23 protein-coding genes and 12 tRNA genes are annotated in these 25,421 nt (G+C 62.4%); 14 read left to right on the forward strand and 21 right to left on the reverse strand.

Going from position 1 to position 25,421, the window contains the following annotated elements:
• Window positions 1-159 precede the first annotated feature (159 nt).
• From PG883_RS15820 to gltX, 6 genes are all read right to left on the reverse strand, one after another.
• Window positions 160-235, reverse strand: a tRNA-Ala gene (locus PG883_RS15820).
• A 34-nt stretch (window positions 236-269) separates the two neighbouring features.
• A tRNA-Ala gene (locus tag PG883_RS15825) sits at window positions 270-345 on the reverse strand.
• Window positions 346-393: 48 nt separating this feature from the next.
• Window positions 394-469 (reverse strand) — tRNA-Ala (locus PG883_RS15830).
• Between the two features lie 63 nt (window positions 470-532).
• Window positions 533-608, reverse strand: a tRNA-Ala gene (locus tag PG883_RS15835).
• 28 nt (window positions 609-636) lie between these two features.
• A tRNA-Ala gene (locus PG883_RS15840) sits at window positions 637-712 on the reverse strand.
• A gap of 236 nt (window positions 713-948) precedes the next feature.
• Window positions 949-2,364 (reverse strand): glutamate--tRNA ligase, encoded by a 1,416-nt coding sequence (gene gltX / locus PG883_RS15845; RefSeq protein ID WP_103243647.1) that lies wholly within the window; start codon window positions 2,362-2,364, stop codon window positions 949-951.
• A gap of 263 nt (window positions 2,365-2,627) precedes the next feature.
• On the opposite strand from gltX, the gene PG883_RS15850 reads away from it, so the two are divergent.
• From PG883_RS15850 to PG883_RS15860, 3 genes are all read left to right on the forward strand, one after another.
• The gene (locus PG883_RS15850; RefSeq protein WP_270807381.1) at window positions 2,628-4,730 is read left to right on the forward strand and encodes a methyl-accepting chemotaxis protein; all 2,103 of its coding nucleotides are present in this window, start codon (window positions 2,628-2,630) and stop codon (window positions 4,728-4,730) included.
• Window positions 4,731-4,829: 99 nt separating this feature from the next.
• A complete protein-coding gene (locus tag PG883_RS15855) occupies window positions 4,830-5,489 on the forward strand; it encodes a LysM-like peptidoglycan-binding domain-containing protein (protein ID WP_113977902.1) in 660 nt (219 codons plus the stop codon).
• A gap of 293 nt (window positions 5,490-5,782) precedes the next feature.
• Window positions 5,783-5,992: a cold-shock protein gene (locus PG883_RS15860; RefSeq protein ID WP_005297820.1), complete on the forward strand. Its 210-nt coding sequence runs from the start codon at window positions 5,783-5,785 to the stop codon at window positions 5,990-5,992.
• Between the two features lie 554 nt (window positions 5,993-6,546).
• Here the strand turns inward: PG883_RS15860 and PG883_RS15865 are convergent.
• From PG883_RS15865 to orn, 6 genes are all read right to left on the reverse strand, one after another.
• Window positions 6,547-6,622, reverse strand: a tRNA-Gly gene (locus PG883_RS15865).
• 24 nt (window positions 6,623-6,646) lie between these two features.
• Window positions 6,647-6,722, reverse strand: a tRNA-Gly gene (locus PG883_RS15870).
• Between the two features lie 114 nt (window positions 6,723-6,836).
• Window positions 6,837-6,912: transfer RNA gene (locus PG883_RS15875), tRNA-Gly, on the reverse strand.
• 32 nt (window positions 6,913-6,944) lie between these two features.
• A tRNA-Gly gene (locus tag PG883_RS15880) sits at window positions 6,945-7,020 on the reverse strand.
• A 25-nt stretch (window positions 7,021-7,045) separates the two neighbouring features.
• Window positions 7,046-7,121: transfer RNA gene (locus tag PG883_RS15885), tRNA-Gly, on the reverse strand.
• 177 nt (window positions 7,122-7,298) lie between these two features.
• Entirely contained in the window at window positions 7,299-7,844 is a 546-nt protein-coding gene (orn, locus tag PG883_RS15890; RefSeq protein WP_270807382.1) for an oligoribonuclease, read from the reverse strand.
• Window positions 7,845-7,935: 91 nt separating this feature from the next.
• On the opposite strand from orn, the gene rsgA reads away from it, so the two are divergent.
• From rsgA to PG883_RS15915, 5 genes are read left to right on the forward strand one after another with little or no spacing between them, the layout of a single operon-like run.
• Complete coding sequence (gene rsgA, locus PG883_RS15895; protein WP_039040203.1) at window positions 7,936-8,970, forward strand: small ribosomal subunit biogenesis GTPase RsgA; 1,035 nt, start codon at window positions 7,936-7,938, stop codon at window positions 8,968-8,970.
• Between the two features lie 29 nt (window positions 8,971-8,999).
• On the forward strand, window positions 9,000-9,872 hold the full coding sequence (gene asd, locus PG883_RS15900) for an archaetidylserine decarboxylase (RefSeq protein WP_270807383.1): 873 nt from the start codon (window positions 9,000-9,002) through the stop codon (window positions 9,870-9,872).
• Entirely contained in the window at window positions 9,869-10,117 is a 249-nt protein-coding gene (locus PG883_RS15905; RefSeq protein WP_010675488.1) for a VF530 family DNA-binding protein, read from the forward strand. The genes asd and PG883_RS15905 overlap by 4 nt, the downstream gene beginning before the upstream one ends.
• Window positions 10,118-10,121: 4 nt before the next feature.
• On the forward strand, window positions 10,122-10,373 hold the full coding sequence (locus PG883_RS15910) for a DUF2960 domain-containing protein (protein WP_010675489.1): 252 nt from the start codon (window positions 10,122-10,124) through the stop codon (window positions 10,371-10,373).
• A 2-nt stretch (window positions 10,374-10,375) separates the two neighbouring features.
• Window positions 10,376-10,777, forward strand: a complete 402-nt coding sequence (locus tag PG883_RS15915; protein WP_042014295.1) for a hypothetical protein — start codon at window positions 10,376-10,378, stop codon at window positions 10,775-10,777.
• Between the two features lie 96 nt (window positions 10,778-10,873).
• Here the strand turns inward: PG883_RS15915 and PG883_RS15920 are convergent, their stop codons facing one another.
• A complete protein-coding gene (locus PG883_RS15920) occupies window positions 10,874-11,368 on the reverse strand; it encodes a hypothetical protein (protein ID WP_029314787.1) in 495 nt (164 codons plus the stop codon).
• 166 nt (window positions 11,369-11,534) lie between these two features.
• Here PG883_RS15920 and PG883_RS15925 point away from each other — a divergent pair, with 166 nt between their 5' ends.
• Window positions 11,535-13,508 (forward strand): sensor domain-containing protein, encoded by a 1,974-nt coding sequence (locus tag PG883_RS15925; RefSeq protein ID WP_010675492.1) that lies wholly within the window; start codon window positions 11,535-11,537, stop codon window positions 13,506-13,508.
• 68 nt (window positions 13,509-13,576) lie between these two features.
• On the opposite strand, the gene rraB is transcribed toward PG883_RS15925, so the two are convergent.
• The gene (rraB, locus tag PG883_RS15930; protein ID WP_010675493.1) at window positions 13,577-13,912 is read right to left on the reverse strand and encodes a ribonuclease E inhibitor RraB; all 336 of its coding nucleotides are present in this window, start codon (window positions 13,910-13,912) and stop codon (window positions 13,577-13,579) included.
• Between the two features lie 381 nt (window positions 13,913-14,293).
• Here rraB and PG883_RS15935 point away from each other — a divergent pair.
• Window positions 14,294-14,369, forward strand: a tRNA-Phe gene (locus PG883_RS15935).
• Between the two features lie 5 nt (window positions 14,370-14,374).
• A tRNA-Asn gene (locus PG883_RS15940) sits at window positions 14,375-14,450 on the forward strand.
• A gap of 64 nt (window positions 14,451-14,514) precedes the next feature.
• Here the strand turns inward: PG883_RS15940 and PG883_RS15945 are convergent.
• Both PG883_RS15945 and PG883_RS15950 read right to left on the reverse strand, forming a co-directional pair.
• Window positions 14,515-14,736, reverse strand: coding sequence for a hypothetical protein (locus PG883_RS15945; protein WP_010675494.1), 222 nt, complete (start codon window positions 14,734-14,736; stop codon window positions 14,515-14,517).
• Window positions 14,737-14,891: 155 nt separating this feature from the next.
• Window positions 14,892-15,026: a hypothetical protein gene (locus PG883_RS15950; protein ID WP_080560565.1), complete on the reverse strand. Its 135-nt coding sequence runs from the start codon at window positions 15,024-15,026 to the stop codon at window positions 14,892-14,894.
• A 236-nt stretch (window positions 15,027-15,262) separates the two neighbouring features.
• Between PG883_RS15950 and PG883_RS15955 the strand changes: the two genes are divergently transcribed.
• Window positions 15,263-16,540: an alpha/beta fold hydrolase gene (locus PG883_RS15955; protein ID WP_010675495.1), complete on the forward strand. Its 1,278-nt coding sequence runs from the start codon at window positions 15,263-15,265 to the stop codon at window positions 16,538-16,540.
• Between the two features lie 99 nt (window positions 16,541-16,639).
• The gene (locus PG883_RS15960) at window positions 16,640-20,200 is read left to right on the forward strand and encodes an ATP-binding cassette domain-containing protein (RefSeq protein WP_270807384.1); all 3,561 of its coding nucleotides are present in this window, start codon (window positions 16,640-16,642) and stop codon (window positions 20,198-20,200) included.
• Between the two features lie 55 nt (window positions 20,201-20,255).
• Here PG883_RS15960 and PG883_RS15965 read toward each other — a convergent pair whose 3' ends face one another.
• The 5 genes from PG883_RS15965 to trmB form a co-directional block, all read right to left on the reverse strand.
• Window positions 20,256-20,462: a YgdI/YgdR family lipoprotein gene (locus PG883_RS15965; protein WP_010675497.1), complete on the reverse strand. Its 207-nt coding sequence runs from the start codon at window positions 20,460-20,462 to the stop codon at window positions 20,256-20,258.
• A gap of 183 nt (window positions 20,463-20,645) precedes the next feature.
• Window positions 20,646-21,929: a sulfurtransferase gene (locus tag PG883_RS15970; RefSeq protein WP_406568208.1), complete on the reverse strand. Its 1,284-nt coding sequence runs from the start codon at window positions 21,927-21,929 to the stop codon at window positions 20,646-20,648.
• 38 nt (window positions 21,930-21,967) lie between these two features.
• A complete protein-coding gene (gene glsB, locus PG883_RS15975; RefSeq protein ID WP_266140266.1) occupies window positions 21,968-22,888 on the reverse strand; it encodes a glutaminase B in 921 nt (306 codons plus the stop codon).
• Between the two features lie 96 nt (window positions 22,889-22,984).
• Window positions 22,985-23,317: a YggL family protein gene (locus PG883_RS15980; protein ID WP_039040181.1), complete on the reverse strand. Its 333-nt coding sequence runs from the start codon at window positions 23,315-23,317 to the stop codon at window positions 22,985-22,987.
• Between the two features lie 26 nt (window positions 23,318-23,343).
• Window positions 23,344-24,057 (reverse strand): tRNA (guanosine(46)-N7)-methyltransferase TrmB, encoded by a 714-nt coding sequence (trmB, locus tag PG883_RS15985; protein WP_270807385.1) that lies wholly within the window; start codon window positions 24,055-24,057, stop codon window positions 23,344-23,346.
• 260 nt (window positions 24,058-24,317) lie between these two features.
• On the opposite strand from trmB, the gene PG883_RS15990 reads away from it, so the two are divergent.
• The gene (locus PG883_RS15990) at window positions 24,318-25,385 is read left to right on the forward strand and encodes a M28 family metallopeptidase (protein WP_134997252.1); all 1,068 of its coding nucleotides are present in this window, start codon (window positions 24,318-24,320) and stop codon (window positions 25,383-25,385) included.
• Window positions 25,386-25,421 lie beyond the last annotated feature (36 nt).

Here is a 25,421-nt window from a genome sequence, read left to right on the forward strand (position 1 = left end):
TATGATGCACGGCGACAGCAGGGTGATGGTGGTGGTGTGTTTGGAGACAGCCAGTTTACCAGCACCCTGTCTGTCAACTTCCACTTTCCCAGGATCCCGCGAAGAACCAAACAAAAAGGCCACCGCGATGCGGTGGCCTTGGTGCTTTCTTGCGAAAGATGGTGGAGCTACGCGGGATCGAACCGCGGACCTCTTGCATGCCATGCAAGCGCTCTCCCAGCTGAGCTATAACCCCAATGTGTGTGAGTGACGCTGAATCACTCTGAATTTGGTGGAGCTACGCGGGATCGAACCGCGGACCTCTTGCATGCCATGCAAGCGCTCTCCCAGCTGAGCTATAACCCCAAATTCGGTACTGAATGAATGGTTCTGGCGGCCATTCATCCTCAATAATGGTGGAGCTACGCGGGATCGAACCGCGGACCTCTTGCATGCCATGCAAGCGCTCTCCCAGCTGAGCTATAACCCCACAAAGGTCGGCCTGGGTGATACACACCGCACTGCCCTGGGTACTTCATGTCAATCGGGAACCTGGTGGAGCTACGCGGGATCGAACCGCGGACCTCTTGCATGCCATGCAAGCGCTCTCCCAGCTGAGCTATAACCCCTTGGACTCCAGATTGTTCGAGGAGAATTTGGTGGAGCTACGCGGGATCGAACCGCGGACCTCTTGCATGCCATGCAAGCGCTCTCCCAGCTGAGCTATAACCCCAACTCACCTCGGCGCTACCAAAGTTATCTCTGGCAACGGAGGCGCATGATAGGCATCACCCGCTTTGCTGTCAACCCAAAATTCTCGCCCACTGGAGCGTTTAGTCAAAATTCAGGCAGTTAGCTGTTTTTACCGCCAACCTCGTCGCTATGTCGCTGTTTTACGTCGCAAATCCGCTTGAGGCCAAAATACGAAGGGCCCCCGTCAGGGAGCCCTTTTCATGCCATGGCCGATGTTTATTCAGCGGCCATGCGCGCTTCGATATACGCCAGGGCGCGGTCGATACGGGCGAGGACCCGCTCCTTGCCCACCAGCGCCATCACGGCATCGATGGCAGGAGACTGGCCCAGACCGGTGACGGCCACACGCAGCGGCATGCCGACCTTGCCCATGCCCTGACCCAGCTCGGCGGCGGTCGCTTCAATCAGCTCGTGCAGCGCCTCGGTGGTCCAGGTCTCCAGGGCCGCCAGCTTGGTCTTGGCCAGCGCCAGCGGCTCGGCAGCCACACCGCGCAGGTGCTTCTTGGCAGCGGCTTCGTCGATGGCCTCGTACTCTTCGAACAGGTAGCGGCTCTGGGCAGCCACCTCGACCAGGGTGTTGCAGCGCTCGGCCAGCAGGGTGACCACGTCGGCCAGCGCCGGGCCATTGCTGGTGTCGATCTGCTGGTGTTCCATGTGCCAGGCCAGGTGCTTGGCCACATAGGCCGGATCCAGGCTGCGCATGTAGTGGTTGTTCAGCCACAGCAGCTTGTCGGTGTTGAAGGCGGAAGCCGACTTGGAGATGGCGTCCAGGCTGAACAGCTTGATCATCTCGTCCAGGCTGAAGATCTCCTGATCGCCGTGGGACCAACCCAGACGCACCAGGTAGTTCAGCAGCGCTTCCGGCAGGTAGCCGTCGTCGCGGTACTGCATCACGGAGACGGCGCCATGGCGCTTGGAGAGCTTGGCGCCGTCGTCACCCAGGATCATGGAGACGTGGGCAAATTCCGGTACCGGCGCGTTCAGCGCCTTGTAGATGTTGATCTGGCGCGGGGTGTTGTTGATGTGGTCTTCGCCACGCACCACGTGGGTGATCTCCATGTCCCAGTCATCGACTACAACACAGAAGTTGTAGGTCGGCGCACCGTCGGTACGGCGAATGATCAGATCGTCCAGCTCGGTGTTGGCGAACTCGATGCGGCCACGGACGTGGTCATCGAACACCACGGAGCCTTCGGTCGGGTTGCGGAAGCGGATCACGTGGGGCGCATCGGCCGGATGATCGTGGGCGCCATCCCGGCACTTGCCGTCATAGCGGGGCTTCTCGCCGTTGGCCATCTGGCCTTCACGCAGCGCTTCCAGCCGCTCCTTGGAGCAGTAGCACTTGTAGGCGCGACCGTCAGCCAGCATCTCGTCGATGAGGCCGTTGTAGCGATCGAAGCGCTTGGTCTGGTAGTAGGGGCCCTCATCCCAGTTCAGCTCCAGCCATTCCATGCCCTCAATGATGGCGTCGATGGCCTCCTGAGTGGAACGTTCCAGATCGGTATCCTCGATACGCAGCACAAACTCACCGCCCTGGTTCTTTGCAAACAACCAGGAATAGAGTGCGGTACGGGCACCGCCGACATGCAAAAAGCCGGTCGGGCTGGGAGCAAAACGGGTTTTGACTTTCATCTTTAAGCCTTGTGTAGAGGGCCTTGGGCCAATTCGTTAAAAAAACCGTCGCATTTTAGCACCGACAATGACGGATGGGAAAACCATGGCGAGGCAGAGGGGAAAATAGGGTCTACTCCCGCAAAAACCGCTGTTTTAGAGTGATGTCTCAGAATTTTCCCTTTTTTCCCGCTTAGCTAGGCGAGGTCGCTGGAGAGATCTCCCGCACAGCCGATACTTCAGTCACCCCGTCAACGAACCCTCAACGATACAAGGAACGCGCGATGCAGTTTCGTTCTATCCAGAATCGTATCCTGGTACTGGCCGGTGTCGCCATGACCACGGCCCTGGTCATCCTGATCCTGCTCAACCAGTATTCAGGCCGGCAGACCCAGCAGCTCACCATCGACTCCAGCCGCGCCGCCCTGCAACAGGAGGCGTGGCAGAAGGTGAGTGCCAACGCCCGTGCCGAGGCCGCCACCATCACCCAGCTGCTGCAAAAGGGGCTCTCCTACACCCAGCAGATGGCCAGCGTCTTCGCCCGCCAGCAGGAGGGCAAGCTGCCGCTGGATCGCCAGCAAGCCACCGATCTGCTCAAGGCCCAGCTTGCCCTGGAGCCCCAGCTCTATGGCGCCTTCGCGGGCTTCGAGCCCAACGGCTTCGACGGCCAGGATGCCAGCTTCGCCGGCCAGAGCGCGCTCGGCAGTGACGACAAGGGGCGCTTCGTTCCCTACTTCTATCGCGACAAGGATCAGATCGGCAGCGATCTGCTGCTCTCCATCGAAAAGAGCGATCCGGACGAGTTCGGCAACCCGGCCAACGATTACTACGCCTGCCCGAAACGGGAGGGGCGCCCCTGCCTCATCGATCCCTTCAAGGTGGACATCAACGGCCAGCAGGTGCTGGTGAGCACCATCACTACCCCCATCCTGGTGGATGGCCGGTTCAAGGGCATCGCCGCGCTGGATCTGGCGGTGGACTCCATCAGCCGCCAGGCCCAGTCCCTCAACAGCAACATCTATGACGGCAAGGGGGAAACCCTGATCGTCAGCGCCGCCGGTGTCATCACCGGTACCAGCGGCGACGCCAGCCTGCTCGGCAGCCGCGCCGACAAGGTGCTCGGCAACGGCTGGCAGCAGTATCTCAAACCCGAGGTACAGCGCCAGGAGCTCGACGATGCGTTTCGCATCTCGGTGCCCATCGCGGTGCCCGGCATGGCCCGCAACTGGGCCATCATCGTCACCCTGCCCTACAAGGTGGTGCTGGCGGGAGCGGACGAGCTGGCACGCCAGCTCACCGACATGAACCGCGCCGCCATGACCCAACAGCTCATCGGTGCCCTCATCGTACTGGCGCTGGCCCTTGGCACCATGCTGGTCATTGCCCGCAGCATCACGGGCCCCATCCGCCAGATGGTGAGCCTGGTGGATGACATCGCCGACGGCGAGGGGGATCTCACCAAGCGCCTGGAGAGCCGCTCCCGGGACGAGCTGGGGGCCCTGGCCCGGGGCATCAATCGCTTCATCGACAAGCTGCAGGCCTTGCTCGGGGATGTGCAGAAGACCGCGAGCGAGGTCCATCGCCACGCCGGGGACACCGATCGCATCGCCGGCCAGACCGACAGCAACCTGCAGCATCACCAGGCGGAGATGGAGCAGATGCTGACCGCGGTGCAGGAGATGTCCTATGTCAGCCAGGAGGTGGCCACCCACGCCAACAACACCGCCGACTCCGCCAAGCAGGCCCAGAGCGCGGCGGACGAGGGCAAGGTACGCTTCCAGCGGGTGATCCACTCCATGCACAAGGTGGCTGCCGAGGCGGGCAAGGGCGCCGAGGTGGTGGAAGGGCTGGCTCACGACAGCGAGCAGATCACCAGCATCCTCACCGTCATCCAGGGGATCGCCGATCAGACCAACCTGCTGGCGCTCAACGCCGCCATCGAGGCGGCCCGGGCCGGCGAGCAGGGGCGCGGTTTTGCGGTGGTGGCCGACGAGGTGCGCAAGCTGGCGGGCAACACCCAGCAGGCGGTGCAGAATACCCAGGAGCTGATCGACAAGATCCGCCACAGCTCCACCAACGCGGTCAACGCCATCCAGCAGAGCCAGCAGCTGACCCATCAGGCGGTGGGGGAAGCGGATCAGGCGGAGGCAGCCCTCGGCAGCATCTTCCAGGCCATCGCCACCATCAACGACATGACCTACCAGATCGCCTCCGCCGCCGAGGAGCAGAGCTCGGTTTCCGAGACTGTCTCCGGCAATCTGTCAAAAACCAGCGCACTGGCCAACGACATCGCCAGGGACGCCACCAGCACGGCCAACGCCAGTCAGGCCTTGCGTCAGGCGGCGGAACGTTTGCAGCAATTGTTGGGTCAGTTTCGTCTCAGCTGATAATTTTCATGCTCCGGACTCTCCCCCTCGGGGGCGAGTCCGTTTACCATAGGCGGCATATTTGCCTGATGGCAGGCAATGTAGTGAGAGGTAAATGCCGTGCCCACCCCGGACCGTCGCCCACGTGGCCATAACAGACGAGCCCAGCAGCGTCGCCAAGACGAATCACAAGGAACCCTGCTCCAACGTATCAACGCGGCTACCCTGCCCCTGCGCCAGCGTCTCGGCCAGGGTATGAGTGGCCTGGGTCAGCGCAACAAGGAGCCGAAGGCGGCCTCGTTCAAGCTGGCAAGCCCCCTGCCCCGCAAACACACCATAGGGTTGCTGGTGCTGATCCCGCTCTGGCTGCTGGTGCTGGCCTGGGAGCCCGCCCCCGCCGCCCCCACCACGGCGCCGTCAGGCTCTCTGGCGGTCCCCCTGGCCGTGCCGGCCCAGGCCCTGACCGTCGGCAACGCCGGTGAGCTCCAGGCCGCCAAGCCCGTCGAGGAAAAAGTGGATGGCACCTGGTTGCAGCACGACGTGCAGGCCGGTGAAACCCTCTACTCCATCTTCCGCAAGTTCGAGCTGCCGGGGGCCGAGCTCAGCCGGCTCATCGCCATCGAAGGGCCGGACAGGCCGCTGACCCGGCTGCAGTCGGGCAAGTCGGTGTTCATCCTGGTGGACACCAGCCGCCGCATCCAGCGGGTCGAGGTCCGCTCTCTCGGTCAGGTCAGCTACCGCTATGACCGCCAGGGGGAAGGGTTCGCCCTCAAGGAATAAGGGGCTCGACCACCCCCCTTATGTAGACGGGAGGCCATGGCTTCCCGTTTTTTTTGATGTGAAGCATGAAACAAGCTGCTGACTTCACAATACTTTTAGCTCGCTCAAAAAATGAAAAGTGCCAAATTGACAAGGGATCGGGCTCCAGTACAATCGGTCAGGCTTTAGACAGGGATTGTGCTACATGCTACTGGGACAAAGAGACGTGGTCAGTCATGCTTCAACCCCTGACTTCCAGGCAAATGCTGCCCAACCAGGCTTAGTTTCATTTTGTTATAGATAGGACTTACCACATGTCTGACATTCGCACCGGCCAAGTAAAATGGTTCAACGAAACCAAGGGTTTTGGCTTCATCGAGCAATCCCAGGGACCGGACGTTTTCGTTCACTTCTCCTCCATCCAGAGCGCAGGTTTCAAGACCCTGGCTGAAGGCCAAAAAGTCCAGTTCACTGTGACCCAGGGCAAAAAAGGCCCTCAGGCCGAGAACGTCACCGTTATCTGAGCCAGCGCCAGTGAACCCGTAGGAGGAGCCATCGCCCCTCCTATTTTTTTGCCCGCGATCTTTCCTTCCCGACCGGCAGAGCTCTTGCCGGGCTTGCCATCCCCACCTGCAAGCCGCTTATGGCCGCCACCAGCCGCTATAAATCAAAATTATGAGTTTTGGTTAAATGCCCCGGTTTTAACTTATAGCGAGCCACTGTCTGTCATTCAGGCCCTGCCAAGCCTGTTAGCCGAGCGCAAAGGGTTGTGCCCGATCTCCGGGAGGCTATTAGCAAGCAATACATCTTGGTCTTATGACTTGGGATGTGCGGGGAAGAGAGAAAGCAGGCAAACGCCGGATACGACAAATCATCGCGGCGCTATGTGATGGGCAATTCAAAGGGATTATGAGGACGTCGAAGAGAAATTGGAGCGGGAAACGAGACTCGAACTCGCGACCCCAGCCTTGGCAAGCGCGGATCATGCTCTACCAACAGGACGCGGCAGTGATGGTACTGAGAAACTGGATTCGTGTACTTGGGGGAGAGATTGAATTCGAAGGGTTCGAAGAGAGATTGGAGCGGGAAACGAGACTCGAACTCGCGACCCCGACCTTGGCAAGGTCGTGCTCTACCAACTGAGCTATTCCCGCAACAGAATGTCATCTGCAAGTGATTGGAGCGGGAAACGAGACTCGAACTCGCGACCCCGACCTTGGCAAGGTCGTGCTCTACCAACTGAGCTATTCCCGCATCGGAATATCACTTACATATTTTTGGAGCCAGCAACGAGAATCGCGCTCGCTACCCCAACCTTGGCAAGCACTCAACATGCTCTACCAACGCAGTGACTCCGGCACTGCATATTGGAGCGGGAAACGAGACTCGAACTCGCGACCCCGACCTTGGCAAGGTCGTGCTCTACCAACTGAGCTATTCCCGCAACATGGATTGTTTTGAGGCTGTGCTGATGATTGGAGCGGGAAACGAGACTCGAACTCGCGACCCCGACCTTGGCAAGGTCGTGCTCTACCAACTGAGCTATTCCCGCATAGGAACGTCATCAGCAAACATTTTGGAGCGGGAAACGAGACTCGAACTCGCGACCCCGACCTTGGCAAGGTCGTGCTCTACCAACTGAGCTATTCCCGCAAAACCTGAAAACAGACCGTACAGTATTTGGTTGCTTGCGCTACTGTACGGGAGCCGAATTATAAGAGCAGACATTCCAATTGCAAGGGCTTTTTTGTCTGGTTGCAGCCGTTCGCTCAAAAGCTGGCCGAACTGCTGATTTTAGCAACCGAACGACGGCAAACCCTTGCCAGCCACTCAGATTTTGAAGACGTGGGCGCGGTAGAACTGCAGTTCGGCGATGGATTCGCGGATGTCGTCCAGCGCCTGGTGAGAGCCGCTCTTCTTGAATTGATCCAGCAGTTCAGGCTGCCAGCGACGGACCAGCTCCTTGATGGTGCTGACGTCCACGTTGCGGTAATGGAAGAAGGCTTCCAGATCGCTCATGTGCTTGACCATGAAGCGGCGATCCTGGCCGATGCTGTTGCCGCACAGGGGGCTGGTGCGCTCCGGCACCCACTGGCGAATGAAGGCGAGGGTCTCGGCAACGGCCTTGGCCTCGTCGTACTCACTCGCCTTGACCCGGGCCACCAGCCCGCTCTTGGTGTGGGTGTTGACGTTCCAGTCATCCATCTTGCCCAGCTCTTGCTCGCTCTGGTGGATGGCGATGACCGGCCCTTCGGCCAGCACGTTCAGGTCCTTGTCGGTGACGATGGTGGCGATCTCCAGTACCACGTTCTCTTCGGGGTCCAGACCCGTCATCTCCATGTCGATCCATACCAGGTTCTGCGCGCTGACTGTCATGATTGCTCTCTCTATTGGGAGGAATGGCGGAATTTTGCCAATTTGCATGTATCATACTGGCTTTGAATCTGTTCATAAACTGGCAAACCCCGTGGCAAAGAAAGCAAAACTCAATCTGGGTCAACAAAGGCGCGTCCAGGCCAACCGCGAGCGGCGGCTGCAAAAAGAGCACACCACAGTGGTAGATGACACCCTGTTCGGCCCCGCCATCGAAGGGGTGGTGATCAGCCGTTTCGGCCAGCACGCGGATGTCGAGGCGAGCGATGGTGCCATCCACCGCAGCAACCTGCGGCGCAGCAGCATCAGCAGCCTGGTGTGCGGCGACAAGGTGGTGTGGCGCCCCGGCCTCAATGCCGCGACTGCCGGCGTCATCGAGGCGGTGCATCCGCGCCACTCGGTGCTGACCCGGCCGGACTTCTACGACGGGGTCAAACCCATCGCCGCCAACATCGACCAGATCATCATCGTCTCGGCGGTGATGCCCGAGTTCTCCACCAACATCGTCGACCGCTACCTGGTGGCGGCAGAAGATGTGGAGATAGCGCCCCTCATCGTGCTGAACAAGGTCGACATGCTCGATGACGCGGCCCGCGCCCGTATCGAGCACCAGCTCGAGACCTACCGCAAGCTCGGTTACGAGGTGCTGCTGGTGAGCTGCGAGAGCGGTGAGGGCATCGACGCCCTCAAGGCGGCGCTCACCGACAAGATCAGCATCTTCGTGGGCCAGTCCGGGGTGGGCAAGTCGTCCCTCACCAACGCCCTGATGCCGGGGCTGGACGTGCTCACCGGCGAGATCTCCGAGAACTCGGGGCTCGGCCAGCACACCACCACCACGGCGCGGCTCTACCACTTCCCGAGCGGCGGCGATCTCATCGACTCCCCCGGGATCCGCGAGTTCGCCCTCTGGCACCTGGAAGCCGACCGCATCACCTGGTGCTTCGTCGAGTTTCGCGACTACCTGGGTGGCTGCAAGTTCCGCGACTGCACCCACAAGGATGATCCCGGCTGCGCCCTGCGCGCCGCGGTCGAAGCGGGCGCCATCAGCGCCGATCGCTTCCACAACTACCACCGCATCCTGGAAACCATGCAGGAAGCCCGCCACGGTCGCCAACAGGCGCGGCTGTGACCCGTTCAACTCATTCCCAGATGAAGATCATGAGCATCACTGACAACCTGAAAATTGCCGGTCAATACTGCCTGCCCAAACACGCCCTCTCCCGCCTGGTGGGCAAACTTGCCGCCGCCGAAGCGGGCAACCTCACCACCAGGGTGATCGAGGCCTTTATCAAGCAGTACCAGGTCGACATGAGCGAGGCGCTGCACGAGAGCCCGGCCCACTACAAGAGCTTCAACGAATTCTTCACCCGCGAGCTCAAACCCGGCATCCGCCCCGTGGTGGAAGACGCCATGACCCTGGCCCTGCCGGTGGATGGCACCGTCAGCCAGCTCGGGCCCATCAGCCAAGGTCGCATCATTCAGGCCAAGGGCCACGACTACAGCGCCCGCGAGCTGCTGGGGGGCTATGAGGATCTGGTGGCCCCGTTCAAGGATGGCGACTTCGCTACCATCTATCTGGCACCCAAGGATTACCACCGCATCCACATGCCGCTGGACGGCGTGCTGGAGAACATGGTGTTCGTGCCGGGGGATCTCTTCTCCGTCAACCCCCTCACCGCCGAGAACGTGCCCAACCTGTTTGCCCGCAACGAGCGGGTGGTGGCCACCTTCCGTACCCCCCACGGCCCCATGGCCCTGGTGCTGGTCGGTGCCACTATCGTCGCGAGCATCGAAACCATCTGGGCCGGCAACATAGCGCCGACCAAAGAGAAGAAGGTGGTGCGCTGGGACTACACCGGCGATGAAGCCATCACTCTGCAAAAGGGGGCCGAGATGGGCCTGTTCAAGCTGGGCAGCACAGTCGTCTGCCTGTTTGGCCCGGGCATGCTGGCCGGTTTCGAGCCGCACCTGGCCAACGGGGTCACCACCCGCATGGGTCAGCCCTTTGCCACCCTGGCGGCGCAGGTATGAGCGATCAACCCACTTCCCAGAAGAACAACCCGCTGCACGGGCTGACCCTAGAGGCCATCGTCACCGCCCTGGTCGCGCACTATGGCTGGGAAGCGCTGGGGCAGCAGATCAATATCCGCTGCTTCACCGATAATCCCAGCATCAAGTCCAGCCTGAAGTTCTTGCGCAAGACCCCCTGGGCCAGAGAGAAGGTCGAAAGCCTCTATCTGTACGTCCAGCGCAAGCAGGCCAAAGAGAAGGAGTGACGCCATGGCGTTCAAGATTACCTACACCTACAAGAAGCAGGCCAGGGAGATTGGCTATGCCAACGACAAGTTCAACAGCATCTATGATGCCGTTGCCGCCGCCGAGGGGATCGATCTGACCCGCTTCCACGCCATGGAAGAGCAGTTGGCCCAGGTGTGCCGCCGCGACAAGAAGAGCGTGAAGGATTACCGGGAGAACTACTTCAAGGAACTGGGCTTCTCCAACATCGTCATTGAACGGGACGCCAAGGAGTAACCATGCGCACCCTGACCCTGATGGCGGCCACCCTGCTGCTGGCCGCCTGCAACACGACACCGAAGGAGCCCCTGGTCGGCGCGGATCGCGACGAACATGGCTGCATCGGCAGCGCGGGCTATCAATGGTCGGCGCTGGCAGGCCAGTGCGTGCGTCTGTTCGAGCAGGGCATTCGCCTCAACCCGACCGATGCCGGTCAGACCGTCAGCGCTTTCGTGCTGTTCAATGCCGATCAGAGTCAGGCCGAGCTGACCCTGCCAGAGGGCGAGCCGATCCGGCTGATCCGCCAGGGCGAAGAGGGCAACTGGTCCTGGCAGGGCGGCGGCTATCAGCTCTTCCCCTGGAAGGGGTATGTGCTCAAGTCCGGCGACCATGTGCTCTATCACGGCGATCTGACCCCCTGATCCTCGTCATCCCTCCCCTCACGCCCTGATGGGCGCAGAGCAGGCATAAAAAAACCCCGTTGCACGCAACGGGGTTTTTCATGATACCCGGCAGGATCAGTTGCCGAGGGTGGAGAACAGGCTCTGTTCCAGGCTGCCGCGGGAGACGCACACCGGGGTGATGGAGGGAGCCAGTACTCGCTCGCCGGAGGACTCGACGAAGTAGAGCTGGGTATTGCCCTTGACATTCACGGTGGCGACGCTGTTGTTGCCGCTCTGGGTGATGATCAGGTTGATCTGCAGGTTGGGGTTGCCCAGCGCCACCTTGGACCCCATGGTGCCGCAATCCAGCCACTCCAGACCATCGGCCGAGTTTTCCACGTTGGCGGTCATCAGACCGGCACCACGCTGGCTGTTCTCGATGTTCAGACCGTGATCGCCGAACCACTTCTCGGCACGGGCCCACACCAGATCCACCGGGATCGCCATCTCCTGGGTGTTGTTGGTTGCCTTGGCAACCGGCGGGGTATAGCGATACTGCTCGCCGCCGTTGTTGTCGCTCGCACAACCCACCATCAACAGGGCCAGGGCGCCCCCCATTATCTTCTTCATGCTGCTTCTCTCATCCATAAGGCCATAGGCCGACCGGCGGCTATTATGGCGATCGCGACACAGGCTGTCAGCAGGGATCCGCACAAATGGCGTACTCTTAACCCAGGCTTTACAAAACCCACCTGTTATCATAGATTTGCTCGAAGTCTCCCCCGTGAGTGCTCTCGTGACTTCTTCGCTCTCCCTGGCGCTGCTGCAGCAGATCATCGACCAGTTACCCATGAATATCTTCTGCCGGGACAAGCACGGACGGTACCTGTTTGCCAACAAGGCATTCGCCAGGGAAGCCGGCCTGCAAGACCCGAGCGAACTCATTGGCAAGAGCGATGCCGAGATGCCCTGGGGGGATGTATTCCGGGAGGAAGATGACCGCCTGCTGGCCGACGGCAAACCCCTGCTGCACCAGCAGCTCCATTGCCACAGCGGCGAAGGCGCCAGCTGGATGGAGATCAACAAGGTTCCCCTGTATGACGAGCACGGCGACCCCATCGCCCTGTTTGCCATGGTCAGCGCCATCGATCAGCGCAAGGAGCTGGAGCAAACCTTCCGCCAGCAGCAGTTGCTGCAACGCCGCCTGCTGGATGCCATTCCCGACCTCATCCGTCTCGAGGATCATCAGGGCGTGCTCATCGACTGCAACCAGGCCTTTCTCGACTTCATGGGGCTGGTGGCAAGCGAGGCTCTGGGTCGGCGCGTCCCGCCCCGGCTGCCCGTCGAACAAACCCTGGGTCAGGGGGAGTATTGCGTGGTGGATGCCCAGGGCAGAGGCCGCCATCTGGAGGTCACCCGGGTCGAGGTGCCGGATGACGAGGGCAACTCCCTCGGCATCCTTACCCTTAGCCGCGACATCACCGGGCTGCGCACCACCCAGGCCCAGTTGCAGCAAGAGCAGCACTACGACAGCCTGACCGGCCTGCTCAAGCTCTCCCACTTCCTGCAGACCAGCCGTCATCTGGGGGCCCGCAAGGCCAGCCTGCTGCTGGTGGATCTGCAACATTTTCGCGAGATCAACGATCGCTTCGGCATACGGGTCGCCGACCGCCTGCTGAGCCAGGTGGCCCGCCGCCTGCAACGACTGGCGCCGCCCCAGTCCCTGCTCTGTCGGGTCGCGGCGGATGACTTCGCCCTGCTGCTGCCCGAGCTCCCCCTCTCTCTGGATGCGTGGAGCCGCAACCTGCAGCAGGAGCTGATGACGCCCTATCAGGTCGAGGAGCACAGGATCCAGATCCCGGTGTTCCTCGGCATCGCCCATGGCAAGGCCAAGGATGCCGAGCGTCTGCTGAGCCACGCCGAGGCCGCCCTGGCCCAGGGCAAGCGCCAGCAGCAGCACTGTACCCTGTTCGACCCCGCACTCGATGCCAAGCTCAAACGCCGCCAGCTCATCGCCGCCCAGTTGCCACTCGCCATCAAGTCCGCCGAGCTGACCGCCGTCTACCAGCCCATCATCTGTACCCACAGCAACCGGCTGCACGGGGCAGAGCTGCTCTGCCGCTGGCCCCATCCCGAATTCGGCATGGTCTCCCCCGACGAGTTCATCCCGCTGGCGGAGGAGCTGGGGCTCATCGGCCAGCTCGGCCAGCTGATGCTGGAGCTCGGCTGTGCCCAGCTTGCCCGCTGGCAGGTGGCGGCCCCGGACCTGGTGCTCTCCATCAACCTCTCGCCCCTGCAGTTCCGCGATCCCGAGCTCTGCCCTCAGATCTTCGACTGCATCGCGCGCCACGGGCTCGCCCCCTGGCAACTGGAGCTGGAGATCACCGAAGGGGTGCTGATGGAGAATGCCGACGAGATTGAGAGCAACCTGGCCAGCCTCATCGAGGCGGGCTTCCAGCTCGCCATCGACGACTTCGGCACCGGCTACTGCTCCCTCGCCTACCTTCCCAGGCTGCAGGTGGCGACCCTCAAGCTCGACAAGAGCTTCACCCAGGGGCTGGCCACCAACCAGGCCACCACCGCCATCGTGCGTTCCGTCATCGGGTTGGGCCATGAACTTGGCATCAAGATCACCGCCGAAGGGGTGGAGACGCCGGAGCAGCAGGCCTGGCTGGTGCAGGTCGGTTGCGATCGGCTGCAAGGCTATCTGTTCAGCCGCCCCCTCCCACCGGCCGACTTTGCCCGCAGCTATCAGCTGCCGGAGCAGTAAGCCAGCAACAACAAGGCCACCCGAGGGTGGCCTTGTTGTTTTTGCAAAGCGTGCATGATCTGGCGCACTTACTCCTGGAAATAGGTGCCCCAGCCGTCGTAGTCCACCCCGTATTTCTCGAGGATGGGCAGCATCTTCTCGATGTCGGCGACGATGGTGTCGATGTCCAGCTTGCACTCCACCATGGCGTCGAAACAGAAGATGGTGGCGCCGTCGTCCAGCTCCATCTCCTCGGCGTCGGTCACTTCGAAACCGGCCTTGAACAGATCGACCGCCGCCTTCTCCAGCAGATCGAACTTCTGGCAGGCAAAGTGGTGCTCAATCTCGTAATCCAGATCCGGGTTGCTGCCATCGGCCAGCAGCTCGTTGACGATGGCGGCGGTCTCTTCGCGCCACTCTTGCATATTGGTATTCATATAAACCCCAGGCGGTGTTGGATGGATGTCACCCCTGCCAGCCGCGTCGGCCCGGACCATGGCCAGGGGATGAGTGCGGCAAAGCATACCCGCAGAGCGCGGCAGGCTCAATCGATGGGCCAAGATAACTGGCGCCTCTCCCGGCTTGGCGCCAGCGGGCAGCCCTCGGCACGTCAGGCAGCCCGCCATCCTTCATGATGTTCTGCTGGCCGCCGGCCCGCCCTGCCCCACAGGCGCCCCTCTTTTCATGGTTAAAACCGGGAAACCGGTCCAATCACGGGAAGATTGCTCGGATATCGAGCGAACGGTACATCAATCTGCGGCCTGTGGTTGACACCTCAGTCCAGAAAGGGTTTAATGCGCGCCGTTGCCCAGATAGCTCAGTCGGTAGAGCAGGGGATTGAAAATCCCCGTGTCGGCGGTTCGATTCCGTCTCTGGGCACCAACTATTCCTCCTTAGTTCAGTCGGTAGAACGGCGGACTGTTAATCCGTATGTCACTGGTTCAAGTCCAGTAGGAGGAGCCAAATTCGAAAGGCCCGCTCAGATGAGCGGGCCTTTTTGCATCTGTCATTTACTCACATGCCGGGGCTAGTAGTGGTTTTCGTCCCCATGCCATACGTGTCCGGCCGAGCAGGCCCGGGCGACTTCGTGGCAGGGGTCGTCCGCATGGCGGCGGAAGAAGTGCTGATCCTGTTGCAGCAGGAGCGAACTCATCGAGTGGCTCATGCCAGCCAGTGCCTCGCCGGCGGTCAATCCTGCAACCCGGTGATCTGTGGCCAAATGAGCCAGGACTTTTTCACGACTGTTCATGATCGCCTCCCTGTGTGGATCCGGTCGTAAATTGACCATAGCAGCCGTACTCTGCATACCGCAAACCCGCGTCAGCAAAGGGCTACAGGCAGGTCCCGACCTTCTGCTCCGGCATGAAAAAACCCGCTCATGACAAGCGGGTCTGTTTCACTCAGCTAACCGCCGTTGCAGGCCGCCAGCAACAGAGTGGCACCACAGGTGGCGCTGAACACCAGCAAACCCACCTGCAGCACCCCCTCCGGATCCCTCTGTGTGCGTCTCTTGCGAACACGTATCCATCTCGGCTTCATCGAGCCAACTCCATCCAGTTTCCTGCACCCGGGGTGCTGACCTATCCCTGCCCGTCCCGGCAGGCGGCTCATCTTTGTCCAGTTGCAGCCCGCCGTCAACTGCGGCGAAACCACACCTTGTAGGGCACCGACCTCAGACTCCATCTCTGTTAACAATCTGGAAAACCGGCGTGACCCGCCCCTGCGCCAGGGCTATGATGAGGCCGACGATTTTCCTACCCTCAGGGAGACCCCAGATGAGCAGCCCCTTGCACTATGTGCTGGATGGCATCCATTGCGAGCCACACTTTTTTACCGTGCCCCTCGACCACCAGCATCCCGACGAGGAGGCGACCCTCACCCTGTTTGGCCGCACCCTCTGCCGCAAGGACAAGCTGGATGATGACCTGCCCTGGCTGCTCTATTTGCAGGGGGGCCCGGGCTTTGGCGCTCCTCGCCCGACCGCCGATGGCGGCTGGATCAAGCGGGCCCTGCAGGAGTTTCGGGTGCTGCTGCTCGATCAGCGCGGCACCGGCCACTCCACCCCCATCAGTGCTGACGCCCTGGCGGGGATGACCCCATATGAGCAGGCGGATTACCTCGGCCATTTTCGCGCCGACAACATAGTGCGCGACGCTGAATGCATTCGCGAGGTGCTGAGCCCGGGGCGCCCCTGGAGCCTGCTCGGCCAGAGTTTCGGCGGCTTTTGCAGCCTCACCTACCTCTCGTTGTTCCCGCGGTGTCTGCACGAGGTCTACCTCACCGGCGGGGTGGCACCCATCGGGCGCAGTGCGGATGAGGTCTACCGCGCCACCTACCAGCGGGTGGCGGACAAGAACCGCGCCTTCTTCACCCGCTTCCCCCATGCCCAGGCCCTGGTCAACCGGCTGGCCAACCACCTGCACCACCACGACGTGCGCCTGCCCAACGGCCAGCGCCTGACGGTGGAGCAGTTGCAGCAGCAGGGGCTGGATCTTGGGGCCAGCGGCGCCTTCGAGGCACTTTACTACCTGCTGGAAGACGCCTTCATCGGCGAACGCCTCAACCCCGCCTTCCTCTATCAGGTGCAGGCCATGCAGCCGTTCAACACCAACCCGGTGTTCGCCATCCTGCACGAGCTCATCTATTGCGAAGGGAGTGCTAGCAACTGGGCGGCCGAGCGGGTGAGAAGGGAGTTTCCTGCCCTGGCCTGGGCGCCCGGCAAAGATTTCGCCTTCACCGGCGAGATGATCTTCCCCTGGATGTTCGAGCAGTTCCGCGAGCTCATTCCCCTGAAGGAGGCCGCCCACCTGCTGGCCCAGAAAGCGGACTGGGGCCCCCTCTACGATCCGGCGCAGCTGGCCCGCAACACTGTGCCGGTGGCCTGCGCCGTCTATGCCGAGGACATGTACGTGGAGTTTGACTACAGCCGCGACACCCTGAAGGGGCTTGGCAACAGCCGCGCCTGGATCACCAACGAGTACGAACACAACGGCCTGCGGGTCGATGGCGAGCGGATCCTGGATCGGCTCATCCGCATGAACCGGGATCGCTGATCCCGCCGGGCGCACGCCCGCAGCAAGACAACAAGTTCGAGGGCGGCCCATGAGCCGCCCCGCCCCTCTGGAAGCAGCACAAAATAATAAGGACACCCATTGGATCATCCGGAAATCTCGGCCGGCTGGCTGAGTCGCCTCTTCTATCGCTGGACCGGCCCGCTGCTGCGCAAGGGGCTGACCCAGCCCCAGGTCAGTCTCGACGATCTCTATCCCCTGCTGCCGGAAGACAGGCGCGACGGCCGCGCCGACGCCTTCCTCGCGCTCACCGCCCGCCAGCCAGTGCGCCCCTGGCCCTTGACCGCCTTTATCTGGCGCCATTACAAGGGACGGATTGGCCTGCTCACCCTGCTGCAACTGCTCGGCATGCTCGCCACCCTGACCAGCCCCTGGCTGCTCAACCACAGCATGACCCAGCTCGGCACCGATGCCACCACCGGCCACAAGCTGCTGCTGGCCCTGGCCCTGTTCGCCTCCGTGCTCGCCGCCGGCATGCTGGCGGAGCACTCCCTGCAACTGGCCCTCAAGATGCACGTGCCCATCCGCCGTCTGCTGGCCGAATCCCTGCTCGCCAAGGTGATGAAGCAGGGTGGCAAGAGCTTCGACGACAGGGCCGGCGGCCGGGTTCAGAACCTCATCAACCGGGACGTGTGGGACATCACTTGGATCCTGGCTGACCCCGCCATGCCGGTCACCATGGCGCTGCAACTCATCGGCACCATCGCCCTGCTGGTGTGGCAGGTGGGCAGTGCCGGTCTGGTGGGCTTCGCGGTGCTGGCCCTGCTGCTGCTCATCTCCACCCGGGTGGTACGGGGCATGAACCAGCAGGAGCAGCAGCTCAAGCGTCAACAGGACGAGCGCAACGGCATCCTGGCGGAATACATCAAGAAGCTGCGGCTGGTGCGCCAGAACGGGCTTGGCCCCTTCTTCACCCGGGCGGCCAACACCAAGCGCCAGCAGGAGTTGGGAGTGCTGGGCAGGGTGCTCAGGCTCGATGCTATCAACGAAGGGCTGATGCTGAGCACTCCCCTGCTGGTGACCCTGGCCACCTTCACCACCTACCTGGCGTCGGGCAACACCCTCACCCTGCCCCAGGTGTTCACCACCATCGCCCTGTTTACCGTGCTGCGCATTCCCATGATGCGACTGCCCTACCTCATCCGCACCCTGATCAACTTCAACACCGGCTTCAACCGGCTGTGCGAGTTCCTGAACAGCCCGGAGCAGCATCGGGATCTCACCGATCCCAGCTTGCCGGTGGGCAGCCTGCGGCTCGACAACGTCACCGCCCTGCACCAGCAAAAACCGGTGCTCGAGGGAGCCAACCTCGCCATCGCACCGGGGGAGCTCGTGGGGATCACCGGGGCCACCGGGGCGGGCAAGAGCTGCCTGCTGCATCTGGTTGCCGGCTTTGACAGCGAGTTTGCCGGCAGCATCCGTCGCCACGGCCGGGTTGCCCATCTGGGCCATAAACCCTGGCTGATGAACGACACCATCCGCAACAACATCCTGTTCGGCCAGCCCTGGCACGCCGAGCGCTATCGTTGGGTGCTCGGCGCCTGCGCCCTCACGGCCGATCTCGCGCTGCTCAGCCACGGGGATCAAACCCTGGTGGGGGAGCTCGGCACCCGCCTCTCCGGCGGCCAGCAGCAGCGGGTCGCCCTGGCTCGCGCCCTCTACGCCCGGGCCGATATCCTGCTGCTGGACAACCCCTTGTCTGCGCTCGACCCCATGGTCGCGGCCCAGGTACTGGAGCAGGGGCTCGCCTTCAAGCCGGGGCCAACCCGGCTCCTGGTGAGCCACGACCCGGATGTGCTGGCCAGGTGCGATCGGGTGATCCGCATCGAGCAGGAGCGCCTGGTGGAGCTCGATGCCCACCAGTTGGCGGATCTTGTCCAGCATCCCCAGACCGCCCCGCCGGTGCCCCCTCAGGAGGCGGAGCAGTTCAGCGAGGAGAAAGTGGTGGAGGGCAAGGTGGACTGGGGGCTGTTTGGCTTCATGTGGCAGCGCCTCGCCGCCCCCGGTGCCATCCTGCTCGTCCTGCTGCTCACCCTGGGCCAGGAAGGGCTGCGCATCGCCTCGGATCTCTGGCTCGGCGGCAAGGCCGAGGTGAGCGACGTCACGACCCTGCTCGGCATCTATGTGCTGCTGGGGGCGGGCTCCCTCGCCTGCATCATGGCGGTGCGGGTCATCAACTACAAACTCGGCCTCAAGCTGGCCTGGACCCTGTTTGACGGCATGCTGGGGCGCATCAGCCGCGCCCCCATGGCCTTCTTCGACAAGGTGCCCCAGGGGCGCATCCTCAACCGCTTCGACCGGGATCTGGGGGAGGCGCAGGAGATGCTGCTCTCCATGCTGGTGGGACTGTTCGGCATGCTGATGTCCGTGGCCTTGCAGGTGGTGGTGATCGGCATCAATATTCCCCTGCTGCTGCTCATCGCCCCCCTGGTGGGATGGGCGCTCTATGTGTTGCAGCGCCGCTACCGGGCGGTGCAACTCAAGCTGCGGCGCCAGTCCTCGGTGCTGCGCTCCCCGCTCTACATCAGCATCAGCGAGACCATCCGCGGCGCCCCCGCCCTACGCCTGGCCGGGGCCGAGCGTTTCGCGCTGGACCAGGTGCTGCACCACTATGACAACAACCTGCGCAGCTGGTACACCACCACCTCCATCAACCGCTGGCTCGGCATGCACCAGACCCTGCTCTCCGCCGCCCTGGTGGGGGCCGTGGCACTCATGGTGGCCTTTGGCAACAGCCCGCTGCTGGGGGCGGTTGCCATCACCTATGCCTTTACCGCTTCCGCCATGCTCAACTCCCTCATCCGCACCTTTGCCGAAGTGGAACAGGTGATGAACGCGGTGGAACGGGTGCGCGAATACAGCGAAATAGAGAGCGAACGCCAGGAGGGAGAGGCCCTCGCCACCCCTCACCCCGCAGTGCGCTTCGACAACCTGGGGCTGCGCTACCCCCAGACCAGCCAGTGGGCACTGCACAAGGTGAACTTCGAGCTGGCCCCCGGTGAAAAGGTGGGTGTGTGCGGGCGTACCGGGGCAGGCAAAAGCTCCCTGCTGGGGGTATTGCAGGCCATGTATCCCGCCTCCCAGGGGGAGATCTTCTACGGCAATCAGCCACTGTCACGACTTGCACCGGAGGCGGTGCGCGATCTCTACGACACCGTCTCCCAGATCCCGCTCACCTTCTTTGGCTCCTTGCGGGCCAATCTGACGCCCCTGACCGAGCATGAGGACGCCATGCTTGAGCAGGCGCTTGCCCGGGTGGGACTGGCCGAGCGCTGCGCCGGGCGGCTGGACGAGGATCTCGACAGGCTGCAACTCTCCGCTGGCGAGACCCAGTTGCTGGTGATCGCCCGCATCCTGCTGTCGCGCCGACCGCTCATCGTGCTGGACGAGGCCACCTCGGACCTCGATCACGGCGGCATGCGCAAGATGGCGGAGCTGCTCTACCGCTACCGGCCGGAGGCCAGCTATCTGGTGATCGCCCACCACCTGGAGCCGCTCTTGTCGGTGGACAAGGTGGTGGTGATGGAGGCCGGCACCGTGGTGGAGCAGGGGTCGCCGGTGAGCCTGCTGGCCAACTCCCACTCCCGCTTCCACCAGCTGTTTGCCGGCCAGGTCAACCGTCAGGTGCCCCAGACGGCATGAGCACCAAAAATAACAAGGGCTGCCCCCGGGCAGCCCTTGTTGCTTGAGGAGAGCCTCAACGCTCCATGATCTGGGTGATGTCGTCCTTGTTGATATGCACTTCCCTCCCCTCTTCATCGTAATAGCGATACATGCCTGTGGTCTCGTCCAACCTGGGTTTGCTGTCGGTGGCAATCATCTTGCCATCCTTGGTGCTCATGATGTATTGGGAGCTGCACCCCGCCAATCCCAACAGACAAATCAGCATCATCACAGCTTTCATCACTCTCCCCTTCTTCACGCTCACCCTGGCGGTGATAGATGAAGCCTAGCTCAACCAGATGGCCCGTTTACCTTGATTGCAGCAACAGGATTCACAGAAAGAATCCACCTGCTATAGCCATTGAAAATGATCTATCAAGAAAAGAAAGACCGGACATCTGTCCGGCCTGCTCTGGATTATTAGTTACTTGCCCGGCTTGCGCTCGCCGGTGACGGTGGGGTTGGCCGGATCCATGCTCCACTCGAACCAGCCGCCATCGTAGACGCTGATCCGCTTCCAGTCCATCAACCAGGCGTAGAAGAACGCCTCGGAGGCGCGCCAGCCGGTGCCGCAGTAGAAAGCGGCCTGCTGGGTCGGCTCGATATTCCACTCATCCCACATGGCGAGGATCTCGCGGGCGGGCTTCATGGTGCCGTCCGGGTTGTGGAAGTCGCTCATGCTGTTGGCATCCACCCCGCCATGACCCCATCTGGCCCCGGGAATGTCCCCCTTGGGCTTGATGTAGCTGTAGCCCGAGGTATTGCCCACGAACTCGTCCCAGGTGCGCACGCTGACCAGGGCGCCGTCCGGCTGCTTGAGCAGGGCCTTGGCCTGGTCAAGGGTGGTGTAGTACTCGGGACGGGCCGGGATGACCACGCCAAACTCCTTGGCCGGGGTGAACTTGTTGGCCAGGCCGGTCTCGGTGCGCAGATGCTGCACAAACCAGGCCTCCAGCCCGCCATCCAGCAGCCGCACATCCTCGACCCCCGCATACATCATCAGATGGGCCGCACGGGCCGCCGCCATGGTGTTGCGGCCATAGAGGATGACGGTGGTGTCATGACGGATGCCGTTCTCCAGCAGCAGCGCCTTGAGCGCCTCGTCAGAGACCTTGTTCCACAGCGGCTCCCCTTCCAGCCGGTTGGTGTCGATGTAGCCGGCTCCCGGAATGTGGCTCAGCAGATAGGCCTTGGGGGATCCCCAGTCCACCTCGAACACCTTCCACTCCCCCTTGGGGGCGGCGATGACCGGTTTGCCTGCCTGCAAGTCCGCCAACCAGAGCGGATGGACCAGCTGCTGCCAGCGTGCCAGATGCTCCCGGGGCGCCTCTTTCCATCCCTGCAGCTCGAACAGCTGCTTGATGCCCTGCTGGCGCAGCAGACGGGCCACCTCGGCCACCTCGCGAGGGGTGCCATAGAGGGCGACGGGTTTGTCGGCCTTCAGCCCCTTGCTCGCAAGCGCCACAGGCCACTCCTCGTCACTGTATTTCCACTCTGCGGAGAGCAGCTCGGCACCGGCCACATGGCCCCCCTGCTTCTCCCCGTCCATGGGCCAGCCCTGATAGAAATAGCTCGGGCGGGTATCCAGGATCACCGCCTCCTTCCCCTTGGCATCCGCCAGGGAGAGCGGGGGCAGCTCGGCGGCCAGCGCGGGCCAGGCACACCAGAGCAGCAAGGCGGTCAGGCAGCTTCGCCACAGTCCAGTCATTCGTTTCATGATGTCGTCTCGATGCATAGTGAAGAGAGTTAAAAAATGGAGCGGCCCAGGCGCTCGGCCAGCAGCTCCAGCGCCGCCGTCCCGGCCAGGGAGTTGCCCGCCTTGTTGAGCTCGGGTGACCAGACGCAGATGGAAAGCTCTCCCGGGATCAGCGCCATGATGCCGCCCCCCACCCCGGATTTCCCCGGCATGCCGACCCGGTAGGCGAAGTCGCCCGCCTCGTCATAGAGGCCGCAGGTCGCGAGCAGGGCATTGACCTGCTTGGTGGTCCGGGCCGGCAGCAGGGGCGTGCTCTCGCCAAGAGGGACACCCCGGTTGGCCAGATAGACGAAGGCTCGTGCCAGATCGACGCAGCTCATGCGGATGGCGCAGGCATTGAAGTAGCTCTGCAATACCTTGTCCACCTCGTTCTCGAAGTTGCCATAGGCCTTCATCAGATAGGCGATGGCGGCATTGCGGGCGGAGTGCTGGTACTCGGAGCGCGCCACCACCTGATCCGCCATGATGGCCGGGTTGCCGCACAGGCGGCGCACCAGCTCCAGAGTGCGTTGGCGAGGAGCGGTGAGCCGGGTTTCCAGCAGATCGCTCACCACCAGGGCACCGGCGTTGATGAAGGGGTTGCGGGGAATACCCTGCTCGAACTCCAGCTGGACGAGGGAGTTGAACGGCTGGCCGGAGGGCTCCTTGCCCACCCTGGCCCAGATCTCCTCCTCCTGATAGAGGGTCAAGGCCAGCGTGAGGCTCAGGGCCTTGGAGATACTCTGGATGGAGAAAGGCTCGAAAGCGTCACCTGCGGTGAACAATTCCCCTTCAACGGTACAGACCGCGATCCCCAGCCGGTCGGCAGGCACCTGGGCCAGGGCGGGAATGTAATCGGCCACCTTCCCCTGCCCGAGCTGCGGACGCACCTCTTCCAGGATGCCGGCCAGTAATTCGGATGACAACACCATTGGTTATTCCATGACGTGAAACGAGGCGGGGCCAGCCCACCGACAAAAATCCCGCCGGCGGCGGGATTTTCTATCTGCCCGGGAGGCAGTCAGATATCAGGCCGGCTCGCCGTACCAGAGATCGAACAGCTCGGTGACCACCACGGCCTCCAGCCCTTTGCCTTGCAGCCAGGTCTGAACGGCGGAACGGTCTTCGTCGGTGCACTTGCCGAGCTGCTGGGTGCAGATCATCCCTTCCCAGGCCAGGTGACCCGAGCCGGCGAAGGCCAGCTTGCGAGGCTCGATCACCTCGTCGATCAGCGCATCGACCACGGCATCAATGGTCTCTTCGGCGGTGCCGACCGGGAAGTTGAAACTGATGTCGAACCCCATTTCCTGGAATTCATCGACGCGCAGTTTCTTGCGCAGACGGCGGCTACGGTTGGCCATGATAGCTCCTTAGTTGATACGTTGACTCAGTCGACTCGTTTGAAAATCAGATCCCAGACACCGTGGCCCAGACGATGGCCACGCTGCTCGAATTTGGTCAGGGGGCGCCAGTCGGGACGGGGCACCCAGTTGCCGGTGGCGGAGGTGTTCTCGTACCCCTCGGCGGCACTCATCACCTCCAGCATGTGCTCGGCGTAGTTCTCCCAGTCGGTGGCCATGTGGAAGACGCCACCGATGGCAAGCTTCTGGCGGATATCCTGGGCAAAGGCAGGCTGCACGATGCGACGCTTGTGGTGGCGGCTCTTGTGCCAGGGGTCCGGGAAGAAGAGCTGCAGGCAGGAGAGAGAACCGTTCGGGATCATGTGCTCCAGCACTTCCACCGCATCGTGGCAGATGACGCGCAGGTTGGTGACGCCCGCCTCCTGGGCGGTGCCAAGGCAGGCGCCCACACCCGGAGAGTGCACCTCGATGCCGATGAAGTTCTTCTCGGGGGCGTTCTTGGCCATCTCCACCAGGGAGGCGCCCATGCCGAACCCGATCTCCAGCACCACGGGTGCCTCGCGGCCAAACAGGGCCACCATGTCGAGCGGCTCTGGTGCGAAATCGATGCCCATGACCGGCCAGAGCTCTTCCAGGGCCTTCTCCTGCCCTTTGGTCAGGCGGCCTTCGCGACGGACGAAGCTGCGGATCTTGCGCATGAACTTGCCGTCTTCGTTAAACACATCTTGGGTCACAGACATAGTAAATTGCTCGTTATTGCATCGCTCTGGAACAGAGCCGACATAAATGGATCGCTCGTTATTGCATCAGTTCGCAAAAACAGGGGAGCGAATTATCCCAAGATAGGCACAAGGCGCAAGTGTTTCCCACAACAAATCCCCCGGGACTGCCCACATCCACCGGCAAGGTTGACAAATGCCACCCCCTTCACAGAATCTGCCGGACGTCGGGTTCATCCTGACGCGGAAAAATAAAACCATATACAACAAAGGATTGCAGTATGAAGAAAACCCTGTTGGCCCTCGTCCTGCCTGCCCTGCTGGCCGGTTGCAACCCCTCTGACAACGACTCCCAACCCCCTGCCCCCGCGGCTCAAGCCCATGAATTTCTGGTGCAACTGAGCTCTGGCGCAGAAGGGATAGGCGCTCGTCCCACAGGCACCGAGGCCGAAACCCGCGCCGCCGCCTGGATCCAGGATCACCTGGCCGGTTGGGGCTACGAGGTGCAGAACCAGCCATTCACCTACACCCGGGGCGGCACCGAACGCACCTCCCAGAACATCGTCGCCGAGCTCAAGGGTCAGAGCGACAAGGTGATCCTCATCGGTGCCCACTATGACAGCACCGGCGAGAAGAAAGGATCCGAAGGCGCCACCGACAACGGGGCCGGCGTCGCCGCCCTGCTGGCGGTTGCCGAGGCACTCAAGGGAGAGACCCTGCCCTACACGGTGCGCTTCGCCTTTTTCGGCGCCGAGGAGAACGGCCTCAACGGCTCCAAAGCCTATGCCGCCAGTCTCGACACCGATGCCGTCGCCAAGCTGCTGGCCATGGTGAACTACGACACCATCGCCGGGGGTGACATCGTCTATGTCCACTCGGCCCACTCCGACGTGGCCGAGTACAACTGCGCCGACCCAAGCCGCTACAGCTTCGATCCCAAGGTGCGCGATCGCCTGCTGGCCATCTCCCAGCAAACCGCCACCCCATTCGCCATCCACCCCAGCTACAGCGGCTATCCGGAAGGGGAGACCGGCAGCTGGTCCGATCATGCCCCCTTTGCCTGCCTGGGGGTGCCCATCGCCTACGTGGAGGCCACCAACTTCACCATCAACGGGGAAGATGGCTATGACGGCTACTCCCAGAGCACCAATCCGGCGCTGTGGGACTGCTACGACGACGCCACCAAGAGCGCCTGCGACCGGGACAGCGAGACCCAGTGGGGCAAGATCTGGCACACGGAGCATGATCGCCTCGACAAGATGGCCGAGCTCTTCCCGGGCCGGATCGAGCAGCAGCTCGGGGCCAATACCGACCTGATGATCCGCTTCCTCAAGGCGCCGGGGCTCTGACCCCCATCCCGCCCGATGCCCCCCTGACAGGGGTTT

This window comes from Aeromonas sp. QDB25 (assembly GCF_027707725.1).
Lineage (GTDB): Bacteria > Pseudomonadota > Gammaproteobacteria > Enterobacterales > Aeromonadaceae > Aeromonas > Aeromonas caviae.